This window comes from uncultured Methylovirgula sp., assembly GCF_947646745.1.
Lineage (GTDB): Bacteria > Pseudomonadota > Alphaproteobacteria > Rhizobiales > Beijerinckiaceae > Methylovirgula.
Genome location: NZ_CANSHK010000023.1, coordinates 41,079 through 52,015, shown reverse-complemented (window position 1 = coordinate 52,015; position 10,937 = coordinate 41,079). Strand labels below are relative to the sequence as shown.

Genomic DNA, 10,937 nt, shown 5'->3' with positions numbered 1-10,937 from the left:
TCCCGGCCAATGCGCCACAGCCTTCGGACGATGCGCTTGCCTATGTCGCCGGCATCGACGCTCAGCCGGAAGCCGAAGCCGGCGGAACCGACGAGGCCGAGGGCGACGAGGAGCAAAACGAGCTTCTGCCGCCGCGCAGCGACCGGCCACGGCGGCGGCGCTCCCGGCGTAGAGGCCGCGGCGGCGCCGAGCGGCCGGAGGCGCAACCTCTTCACGCGGAAAACGGTGCAGAGACGGCGGCGGGATCCGGTGTAGGCGAACCGGCGGAGGACTTCGGCTCGGTCGAGCACGACGATTTCTTCGTCCGCGAGTCGGCGCCGGGCGAGACCCGAGCCTACGACGCGCCGCAGCCGCTTGCGGCTGAGGCTTTGCCGCCGGCAACGCCGCATCCAAGCGAGCCCCTTGCCCCTATCCCGGCCCCGGCCGCCATCGCCGCCGAACCCGCCGTGGAGGTGGCCGAACCGGCTGAGCCCGAGCCGAACCGGCCGAAGCGAACCGGCTGGTGGCAGCGCGCCAAGGCCAGCCTCGGCGGCTAGATAGGGCGAACATTCCCGTCAAGCGGCGCCAGTTCGGCGCCGCTTTCGCAGATGCGAACGATCTAAGGAACCGGAGAAAATCGCCGCGCATTCATCGCGTAAAGGAAAAGCGCGATGACCGCAGCCGCACGTCTTCCCTGGTGGATACGCGACCTCGGGCACTACCTGCCCGGCTGGTTGATCAGCCTTGTCGTGCTTACGGCGGCGGCGGCGTTGGCGCTCTTCTTCCATCGCACGATCATGCGGCTGATCCGTCGCCTGATCGGCGCCGATCACCTGTTCGTCCAATCGCTGATCTCACGCGTCTTCGGCGCAACGCGTTTCGCGCTCGTCCTGGCAGCTGTGGCGCTGGCTTTGCCAATCGCACCGCTTTCGCACGCAACGGCACTGCTGATCGCGCAAATCCTCGCCATCTGCTTCACCCTGCTGACCGGCTGGGCGGCGCTCATGGCCATCGAACTGGCCGGCGATTTTTACATCAGACGTTTCCGGATCGACGTCGCGAACAATCTGCTTGCGCGCAAACATCTGACGCAAGTGCGCGTGCTGCGCCGCGCCACGGAGACGGTGGTCATTATGATCACCATCGCCGTCGCCCTGATGAGCATTCCGCAGGTCCGCCAGTTCGGCGTCAGCCTGATCGCGTCTGCCGGCGCCGCCGGGATCATTGTCGGTCTCGCAGCCCGCCCGGTGCTCACCAACCTCATCGCCGGCGTCCAAATCGCCATAACGCAGCCAATCCGTATCGGCGATGCGGTGGTCGTCGAAAATGAATGGGGTTGGGTCGAAGAAATCAACGGGACTTATGTCGTCATCCAAATCTGGGATTGGCGGCGAATGATCGTGCCGCTTTCCTATTTTCTCCAAACCCCGTTCCAGAACTGGACGCGCGTTTCGTCCGAGCTCATCGGCACCGTCTTGCTGTGGGTGGATTACACGACGCCGGTCGAACAGGTCCGGCAGCAGCTGACGGAGATCGTCAAGGCTTCGAAGCTGTGGGACGGGCGTGTCGTCAATTTGCAAGTGACGGATGCGTCAGACCGCTGCATAGAGCTTCGGGCCCTGGCGAGTGCGGAGAACTCGCAAGAGGTCTGGGACTTGCGGTGCGAAATTCGCGAAAAGCTGATCGCTTTTTTGCAAGAGAACTATCCCGGCGCTTTGCCGAAGCAGCGCGCCGAATTGCAGGGATTGCCAAGCGAGATCGGCATGCACGCGGCGCCGACGGGACCGCGGCGCCCGGCCCGTGCCGACGCCTGAGCGCGTCGCATCAGCCGCCTTCGACCGCCTCGGCAACGAGCCAAGTGTGCCAGTCCTGCGAGGAGCCGTAGAACGCATTGCGGTCGACATAGCCGCGGATGCCGGGCACGCGGCCCTGGGCCGTATGCTGCCAGAAATTCCAATGCCGGCCGGCATATTTGACGTCGGGATAGCATTTCACGCTGCGCACCCACATCGGATAATCGACAAAGGCGCCGTCCGACAGCACGTCGCGATAGAAATCGACCGAGGTGTAGATGATCGGCCGTTTGCCATAGGCGTGTTCCATGGCCTCGAGCATGGTCTTCATCATCGCCAGCGCCTGTTCGCGCGGAATATGCACCGGGCAAGTCTGCGAAACGGGATTCCATTCGACATCGAGCACCGGCGGCAGCGCCTGCGGATCGCTCGGCACGTGCTGGATGAACCAGGCGGCCTGCTCCTCTGCCGGGCGGCACCAATAGGCGAAATGATAAGCGCCGCGCGGAATGCCCGCGGCCTTCGCCTCCATCCAGTTCTGATCGAATTTCGCGTCGACGCGGTCGCCGCCTTCGGTCGCCTTGATCCAGGCAAAACGCACGCCGGAACTGCGCACCGCATTCCAATCGATGTCGCCCTGGTAGCGCGACACATCGATGCCGTGGATTTCGAAATCGGCGGCAGTCGGATAGACTTCAGTATCAGGCACGGAGCCGGAACAGCCGGCAAGCATGAGGGCGCCCGCAAGACACAACACGGCGCTCAGGATCGGCGCCACCAAGGCTCCCCTCCCCCGCCGGCACGCTGCCGGACAAATACCCCTCGGCACATCAGGACGTCGGATCATTCGGTCGATTTATCCGATGCCGGGTAACGACCCGTTAACACGCCGCAAAGCCCGTGCCGCATGACTCAGGCTTTGCCCCTCTGCCGCCATTCTTTCTGGCGCGATCTTGCGGCAATGAAAAGGCAAAGCCAGGGTTAAGAACCGGATAATTCCCTTAGCCGAGAGCTTAAGCTCAACCGATATCGGGCGCGAGCGCCGGCGCCTCGACGGATGCAAGCCGGCGCAAATCCGGCGGCGTCGCCTCGCCGGCCAGCGCCGCCAGCGCCGCATCGAGCGGCAGGCTCACCTGATCCTGCGTACCGAGACGGCGCACCGAGACGGTGCGCTCCTGTGCCTCGCGCTTGCCGACGACGAGCAGCACCGGGATTTTGGCGAGCGAATGCTCGCGCACCTTGTAGTTGATCTTCTCGTTGCGCAGATCGAATTCGGCGCGCAGGCCGAGCTTGCGTGCTTGCGTCACGACATCATAGGCATAGTCGTCGGCATCCTGGGTGATGGTGGCGACGACGATCTGCACCGGCGACAGCCAGAGCGGCAGATGGCCGGCATAATGTTCGATCAAAATGCCGGTGAAGCGCTCCAGCGAACCGAAACTCGCGCGGTGGATCATCACCGGCGTCTTCTTTTCGCTGTCGGCACCGATGTAGAAGGCGCCGAAACGGCCCGGCAGATTGAAGTCGACCTGGGTCGTGCCGCATTGCCACTCGCGGCCGATGGCATCGCGCAAAGTATATTCGAGCTTTGGCCCGTAGAAGGCGCCTTCGCCGGGACTGATCTGCGTCTTCAGGCCGCGCGCCGTGAGCACATCGAGCACTTGCTGCAAAGCGGCTTCGGCTTTGTCCCAGGCCTCATCCGAGCCGACCCGCTTATCCGGCCGCGTCGAGAGTTTCACCACGACATCGTCGAAGCCGAAGTCTGCGTAGATCGACAGGATGAGATCGTTGATCTTCAGCGCTTCATCCATGATCTGGTCTTCGGTGCAGAAGATGTGCGCATCGTCCTGCGTGAAGGCGCGCACGCGCATGATGCCATGGATGGCGCCGGACGGCTCATAGCGATGCACGATGCCGAATTCGGCGATCTTCAGCGGCAGATCGCGATAGGACTTCAAACCGTTCTTGAAGATCTGGATATGCCCCGGACAATTCATCGGCTTCAACGCGAAGACGCGCTCGTCCTCGGTGATCGTCGTGAACATGTTTTCACGATAGGTCTGCCAATGACCGGACGTTTCCCACAGCGCACGGTCCAGCACTTGCGGTGTGTTGACCTCGACATAATCCGCCGCCTGTTGGCGCCGGCGCATATAGGCGATCAGCGTCTGAAACAGGGTCCAGCCCTTCGGATGCCAAAAGACCGTGCCCGGCCCTTCTTCCTGGAAATGGAACAGATCCATCTCGCGGCCGAGACGGCGATGGTCGCGCCGCTCCGCCTCCTCGATCTGCTTGAGATAAGCGTCGAGCTCGGCCTGTTTCGCAAAGGCCGTCGCATAGATGCGCTGCAGCATCGGCTTGTTGGAATCGCCGCGCCAATAGGCGCCGGCGACCTTCATCAGCTTGAAGGCGTTGCCAATCTTGCCGGTCGACGTCATGTGCGGCCCGCGACAGAGATCGAGCCACTCGCCCTGCTTATAGATTTTGAGATCCTGATCTTCCGGGATCGCGTCGACGAGTTCGACCTTGAAGGCCTCGCCATGCTCCTCGAACCAGGCTTTCGCCTGTTCGCGCGACCAGACTTCCTTGGTGAAGGGCTTATCCCGCGCGATGATCTCCGCCATTTTCTTCTCGATGGCCGGAAAATCCTCGGGGGTGAACGGCGCATTGCGGAAGAAGTCGTAATAGAAGCCGTTCTCGATCACCGGGCCGATCGTCACCTGCGTGCCGGGATAGAGCGATTGCACCGCCTCGGCCAGCACATGCGCGGCATCGTGGCGGATAAGTTCCAGCGCGCGCGGGTCCTCGCGGTCGATGAACTCGAGTTTGACGTCATGCTCGATCGGGTCGGCCAGATCGGCGAGCTCACCATTCAGCACCATGGCGACGGTGCGCTTGGCGAGCGAGGGCGAAATGCCCTTGGCGATCTCGCTGCCGCGGATGCCGGCCGGATACTGGCGCGCCGCGCCATCGGGAAATGTCACGGAAATCATCGTCTCTCCTTCCGCTCACTCGCCGATACCAATCGGCGTAAGCTGAGAAATGGTTCACATCGATAGGGTCGCGCCAAGCGATGCCGAACGGTGGCGCGGCAGGATGGTCGGAGTGGCGGGATTCGAACCCACGACCCCTAGTCCCCCAGACTAGTGCGCTAACCGGGCTGCGCTACACTCCGACTGCGGCCCTTATAGAGAAAGCGCCAAGGCCCCGCAACGCGCATTGCCGGCGCGGCAAAATCCGCCGCCTAACCAGCGGCGGCGTTATTGCGGATTGGCCGGCCGGCGGGCATTGCCGAGCAGCCGCTCGCATTCGCTGAGCTCGGCGAGCAGCGTCTCCAAAACCTTGTAATCGGCAGGCCCCAGCCCTGTGCCTTCGCCCCCTGCCGGCGGCGCAACAAAGCTCTCTTCAAAGCCTTCGAACGCGAAGCTCTGCGCGGCGGCGCCGGAGGCGGGCCTCGGCCGGGCCGGTTCGGCCATCGCATTCGGCAGCGCCACTTCGACCGGCAGTTCCTCCTCCGGGACGATCTCGGCCTCGCCGCGCCAGGCAGCCACGACGCCGCGCACGCCCTGCTCCTTCAGGATTTTCTGCACGCCCTTGATCGTATAGCCCTCGCCGTAGAGAAGCTGTCGAATGGCGCGCAGAAGGGCGATATCTTCGCGCCGGTAATAGCGGCGGCCGCCGCCGCGTTTCAGCGGGCGGATCTGCGAAAACCGCGTTTCCCAAAAACGCAAGACATGTTGCGGCAAATCGAGGTCTTCGGCGACCTCGCTGATCGTTCTGAACGCATCGGCCGTCTTTTCCATGTTCCGATCGCTCCAAATTCCGGCGCGTCGTTAACGCCTATCGCGCTGCAAACACTGACGCCTCAACCAAGCGGCCCGTGTTGCGCCGAATCGCGCCGTATGTAGCGAATCAGATTACTCGGAATCAGGCTTGCCGGGAACGCCGTTGATTCGGGCTTTCAGCAGATTTGACGATTTGAATACGAGCACGCGCCGCTCTTTAATCGGCACTTCGACCCCGGTCTTGGGATTGCGGCCGACGCGCTGACCCTTATGGCGCACACTGAACGAGCCGAACGATGAAAGCCGCACGGATTCGCCGGCAATCAAGCGCTCGGTGATCTCATCGAGAACCTGTTCGACGAGCGCCGCCGATTCCTTGCGCGACAAACCGACCTGCTGATAGACGGCCTCGGCAAGATTGACACGCGTCACCGTTCGCGAGCCATCCGGATTTTTGGCATCGGCGATAACGCCCGGCACATTTTCCGGGAACGGAATTGTTGTCGACAATTCACTTTTGCCCATTTTGGAACTCGATAATTTTTGAATGGATGACTTCGTATCAGCGGCGATAATGATGCAGTCTCTTAGCAATCACGCAAACTCATTGCAGAAAAACGCGGCACAAAAAAACCGCCATCCCGGACCAGAGGAAATTCTCCTAACCATCTGATTGGTCCCTGCAATCCCCCCGCACGCAAAACGGCGCTCATCGCTTTTACTTGCTTAAACTTGACGCAAAACATAAGTCAACGCAATAGTTTGAAAGGATTGGCCCCGCACCGACGCCGATGCGAATAAAGTTCGCCGATGTTGCGGAGGCGCCGCATCTACCAACGAACAAGCGCTGCGCCCCAGGTGAAGCCGCCGCCCATCGCTTCGAGCATCACGAGATCGCCAGGCTTGATCCGCCCGTCGGCACGCGCCGCCGCAAGCGCCAGCGGCACCGAAGCCGCCGACGTGTTGCCGTGAAAGGCGACAGTCTTCACGACCTTTTGCGGAGCGATATTGAGCTTTTCGGCAGAAGCGTCGATGATTCTTGCATTGGCCTGATGCGGCACGAACCAATCGAGATCCTCCGCCGTCGTCCCAGTCGCCGCGAAGGCCGCCTCCACCACATCGGTAATCATGGTTACGGCTAGCTTGAAGACTTCGCGCCCTTCCATGCGGATATGGCCAGCGGTCTGCGTCGAAGACGGGCCGCCATCGACGTAAAGCTTCGAGAAATGCCGGCCATCGGAGCGCAGATGCGCCGTCAAGACTCCGCGATCCGCAGTCGTGCCGCCGCCCGGCTGTGCTTCGAGGACCATCGCCGCGGCGCCGTCGCCGAACAGCACACAGGTGCCGCGATCCTTCCAATCGAGCAGCCGCGAGAAAATTTCGGCGCCGATGACGAGAGCCCGCTTGTGCGAACCTGCGGTCAGAAACTTGTCGGCCGTCGTCAGCGCAAAGATGAAACCCGAGCAGACAGCCTGCAGGTCAAAGGCGACGCCGCCGGTCATGCCAATCGCGGCCTGGACCTGCGTCGCGACAGACGGAAAGGTGTAGTCGGGCGTCGTCGTCGCAACGATCAGGAGATCGATGTCTTTGCCTTCGAGCCCCGCCTCGGCGAGCGCGGCCCGCGCGGCATGGGTCGCGAGCGTCGAGGTTCGCTCATCGTCCGCCGCGATGTGGCGCAGCTTGATGCCGGTGCGCTGGGTGATCCAGGCATCGCTGGTGTCGAGCATTTTCTCGAGGTCGGCATTGCTCAAGATCCGCTTTGGAAGATACGACCCGAGGCCAATGACGACGGAGCGGAGAACGGCATTTTGCGGTCGGGTCAACAGCTTTTCCTATCCAAATTGCCGATCGGCCGGCTGCGACCACGACGGCTTGGATCGGTTCGACCCAAAATCATGAACGTGATCGATTCTAAGGGCTTAGAGCGGAACTTTGGGGGGAAAACCGATATCCGCCTTCGGCGCCCCGCTCTAGAGCATTTTTCGCTGCGGCAGAAGCCCGAACTTGCCGCCCTCCCCGATCAGGAGCGCACAATATCCTCCGGGTCGGCGACTCGGGCAGCCGCCGGCTCGGCGCGTTCGCTTAAGGAATCCTGGATTTTGCGCAGGAGCTCGTCGCGGACCATTTCGTAGCCGATCTCGAGCGCCCGGGCGGTACCGACGGCATCGGAGCCGCCGTGGCTCTTGATGACAACGCCTTCGAGCCCGAGCAGGATGCCGCCATTGACGCGGCGCGGATCCATCTTGTCCGCCAGCGCGCGGAAGGCCGGCCGCGCCAGCAAATAGCCGAGCTTCGAGGCGACGCTGCCGCGCAGCGCTTCGCGCAGGTAGGCGCTGATCTGCTTCGCGGTGCCTTCGGCCGTCTTCAGCGCGATATTCCCGGAGAACCCTTCCGTCACCACCACATCGACGGCGCCCTTGCCGATATCGTCGCCTTCGACGAAGCCGCGATAATCGAAATCGGCCGATTCCGTTTCGCGCAGGATTCGCGACGCCGCCTTGACCTCCTCGATGCCCTTGACCTCTTCGACGCCAATATTGAGCAGGCCGACCGTCGGCCGCGGCAGCGAGAACACGATACGCGCCATCGCCGAACCCATGATCGCGAGATCGACGAGGTGCTGCGCATCGGCACCGATGGAAGCGCCGACATCGAGCACGATCGACTCGCCGCGCAGCGTCGGCCAAAGCACGGCGATGGCCGGCCGGTCGATGGCCGGAATCATATGCAGGCAAACTTTTGCCATGGCCATCAGCGCGCCGGTGTTGCCGGCCGAAAAGGCCGCATCGGCCTCGCCGCGTTTGACCGCTTCGAGGGCCTGCCACATGGAGGAGGTGCGCCGGCCGTTGCGCAGAGCCTGGCTCGGCTTGTCGTCCATGCGGATTTCGACGTCCGTATGCCGGAGGCTCGAGACCGCAGCCAAACGCGGATCGGCGGCAAGCAAGGGCTTCAGCCGCACCTGATCGCCGAAGAAGATGAACTTAAGATCGGCGTGCCGAGCGAGCGCCAGCGCGGCACCGGGGAGGATCACCTCCGGGCCGTGATCGCCACCCATGGCATCGATCGCGATGCACACCGATTGCGTCATAAAAGCTCCTCGCGCCTTGGGCACGCGGCGAAAAATGCGCGCGGCTTTCCGAAAAACATGCCCTAAGCTTTTGAATTCACCATTTTGTTCTCGTTTTGACGAATCCATCAAAACGCAAAATGGCGGTCTCGCCGGACCGTCACACTGCGGCCTGATCCGCTAAGCCAAAGCGGGCCGCCCCGCAAGCGGAGCAAGATCAAGACTGATCGGTGAGCTTTTTCAAAACGTCGAAGGGCCGCTCGGTCACGTCATGCGGGTCGGAGACGGGGGCAAACTCCGCCCCCGGCTTATGCGGATAGGGATCGAGGCCCAAGGCGAGGAATTCCGCCGCCAGGGCACCGAGGTCGATCGTCCCGTCCTCGATCGGATCGGGCGGATCGCGTTCGGCCGGCTGGGCATCCACCAGGGCATCGGCTTCGGCGGCCGCTTTGGCCGCAACGGAAGCCTCGGCGAAATCGACATCGACCTCTTCGACGAGATCGCTATCGAACGGCTCCAGCGTCAGCACACAGATCTGGGTAATCTTCGCACGCACCGTGCCGGTGACATTGAAGCGGGCAAGCCCCTGTCGCGCGACATGAAAATCCGCCTCCAGGGCGGCAAGCGCGGCGAGACCATCGGCCTTGGCCAAAGCGTCGCGGGTGGGCGCATCGGCGCTGAGCGTAACATCGAGCCCCTGCTCCGGCACTTCGTCGACAAGCACGGGATGCGAAAAGATTTTTGGCGGCGCGTGGGGGTAGGTTTTACTCATCACAGCACCTCTCTTGCATTCACGGCGGCCCCGCCGCCGAATATAGGGCCTTCGAGAAATTGTGCGAGCGGCATTTGCTGCAAAGCGGCATCGAGACAGCCGGCATAGCGAGCGAGCCGCGCGCCATCCTGGCGGCCGGCAAAAACATTGCGCGACAAGGTCGCGGCAAGCTCTTGAAGCCGCGTCTCCTCCGGCTGCGCGAGCGCCTGATTATAGGCATTGGCGCGGCCGAGAAATGCTTCGGCGAGATCGCGCATCCGCCGCGGCACACCCGTGTCGCTGATGCCCATCTCGCGCAAGCCGATGTCGAAATGGCGAAAGACCGCGTCGGCGAGATCCTGGGCGATGTCCGGTCCCGGGGACGGCAAGTGCTGCAGGCGGCGCAGCACCAAAGCCGCATGCAAAGCAATCGACTCGAAGCGTCCGTCCAGGTCATCGGCAATGCCGTAATCCGTGAACAAAACCGGGTCGCGCGCCGCAGCGATGACCTCTCCGTGCAGCCGCTCGATCAGCCGGGCATTGCTTCTGCCCCGGAAAAGCCCAAAAATCATGACTTTAGAATCCCTGCACGCGGCTTGAGCGGGGCGAGCCGCGATCTTGATATCCGCCTGAGCGGAAGATAGGCATCGTTCGGCTCCGCATCACCAAGAATTGCCAGCCAATGCACATTTGGCAACAAGAGCGGGACGAAAAGTGGATAGCGGTTTTTCAACGCCATCAAGTCTGTGCAAATGGCGTGGACTTATCCGCCTGTCCCCCTCTAACGTATCAGAAACGATCACGTCTACGCATTGAGACCGAATCGACCCGAATGCGTCGTGAACTAAAGGGGCTGGAGTTTCGAAGAATGATTTTTTTCAGGGCGGCCGCAGAAGAAGAACAGACGGCCGCACCCCGTAGAACAATAGCCCTGAGCCTGCTTCTTCGGCTCGGCCTCTGTGCGGCGCTGGCCGCAGGCGTGTCAGGCTGTCTTGGCTATGACGGTGACATCGTCCACGGCTATCAGCTCGACCCCAGCCTGCTCAATCAGATCAAGATCGGCTCGTCGGCGGAACAAGTGCTGGTCGTGATGGGCACACCGTCGACGACCTCGACGGTCGGCGGCAGCGCCTGGTATTACATCAGCCAGAAGGCCGATCGCCAATATGCCTTTATGGATCAGAAGATCACCGATCAGCATGTCCTCGCGATCTATTTCGACAAGGACAAGAAGGTGACCCGGCTTGCCAATTATGGCATGAAAGACGGCAAGCTCTACGACTTCATTTCGCGGACGACGCCGACGGGCGGCGCCGACTCGAGCCTCTTGAGCGGCATGTTCAAATCGCTCTTGCGATTTAATTGATGATCGCATGAAAAAACGGCCGGATCGCTCCGGCCGTTTTCTTTTGAAGAATCGCATCGGGTTCATCCGAAAACCGCTGCGCACTTTTCGGTCCGATGCGTCCCTCCCGCCGCATCGGGTTCATCCGAAAACCGCTGCGCACTTTTCGGTCCGATTAGTCCCTCTCGCCGCATCGGGTTCATCCGAAAACCGCTGC

Annotated in this window: 10 protein-coding genes, 1 tRNA gene and 1 pseudogene; 3 read left to right on the top strand and 9 right to left on the bottom strand. The window is 62.1% G+C overall.

What is annotated here, in order from left to right:
• Together Q0025_RS08560 and Q0025_RS08555 are read left to right on the top strand one after the other, a co-directional pair.
• A pseudogene (locus Q0025_RS08560) lies at positions 1-536 on the top strand (ribonuclease E/G); the annotation flags it as partial.
• A 114-nt stretch (positions 537-650) separates the two neighbouring features.
• Positions 651-1,793, top strand: coding sequence for a mechanosensitive ion channel domain-containing protein (locus Q0025_RS08555; RefSeq protein ID WP_297297983.1), 1,143 nt, complete (start codon positions 651-653; stop codon positions 1,791-1,793).
• A 10-nt stretch (positions 1,794-1,803) separates the two neighbouring features.
• Here Q0025_RS08555 and Q0025_RS08550 read toward each other — a convergent pair whose 3' ends face one another.
• The 9 genes from Q0025_RS08550 to Q0025_RS08510 form a co-directional block, all read right to left on the bottom strand.
• The gene (locus Q0025_RS08550; RefSeq protein WP_297297991.1) at positions 1,804-2,550 is read right to left on the bottom strand and encodes a GH25 family lysozyme; all 747 of its coding nucleotides are present in this window, start codon (positions 2,548-2,550) and stop codon (positions 1,804-1,806) included.
• Positions 2,551-2,791: 241 nt separating this feature from the next.
• Positions 2,792-4,765 (bottom strand): threonine--tRNA ligase, encoded by a 1,974-nt coding sequence (gene thrS / locus Q0025_RS08545; protein ID WP_297297981.1) that lies wholly within the window; start codon positions 4,763-4,765, stop codon positions 2,792-2,794.
• Positions 4,766-4,869: 104 nt separating this feature from the next.
• Positions 4,870-4,947, bottom strand: a tRNA-Pro gene (locus Q0025_RS08540).
• An 85-nt stretch (positions 4,948-5,032) separates the two neighbouring features.
• Positions 5,033-5,575, bottom strand: coding sequence for a MerR family transcriptional regulator (locus tag Q0025_RS08535; RefSeq protein WP_297297979.1), 543 nt, complete (start codon positions 5,573-5,575; stop codon positions 5,033-5,035).
• 114 nt (positions 5,576-5,689) lie between these two features.
• Positions 5,690-6,082, bottom strand: coding sequence for an integration host factor subunit alpha (locus tag Q0025_RS08530; protein ID WP_297297977.1), 393 nt, complete (start codon positions 6,080-6,082; stop codon positions 5,690-5,692).
• 305 nt (positions 6,083-6,387) lie between these two features.
• Entirely contained in the window at positions 6,388-7,380 is a 993-nt protein-coding gene (locus Q0025_RS08525; protein ID WP_297297975.1) for a beta-ketoacyl-ACP synthase III, read from the bottom strand.
• Positions 7,381-7,577: 197 nt separating this feature from the next.
• Positions 7,578-8,645, bottom strand: a complete 1,068-nt coding sequence (plsX, locus tag Q0025_RS08520) for a phosphate acyltransferase PlsX (protein ID WP_297297972.1) — start codon at positions 8,643-8,645, stop codon at positions 7,578-7,580.
• Positions 8,646-8,841: 196 nt separating this feature from the next.
• Complete coding sequence (locus tag Q0025_RS08515) at positions 8,842-9,396, bottom strand: DUF177 domain-containing protein (protein WP_297297970.1); 555 nt, start codon at positions 9,394-9,396, stop codon at positions 8,842-8,844.
• Positions 9,396-9,947, bottom strand: coding sequence for a ubiquinol-cytochrome C chaperone family protein (locus Q0025_RS08510; RefSeq protein WP_297297968.1), 552 nt, complete (start codon positions 9,945-9,947; stop codon positions 9,396-9,398). The genes Q0025_RS08515 and Q0025_RS08510 overlap by 1 nt, the downstream gene beginning before the upstream one ends.
• 296 nt (positions 9,948-10,243) lie before the next feature.
• Here Q0025_RS08510 and Q0025_RS08505 point away from each other — a divergent pair, with 296 nt between their 5' ends.
• Positions 10,244-10,741 (top strand): outer membrane protein assembly factor BamE, encoded by a 498-nt coding sequence (locus Q0025_RS08505; RefSeq protein ID WP_297297966.1) that lies wholly within the window; start codon positions 10,244-10,246, stop codon positions 10,739-10,741.
• Positions 10,742-10,937 lie beyond the last annotated feature (196 nt).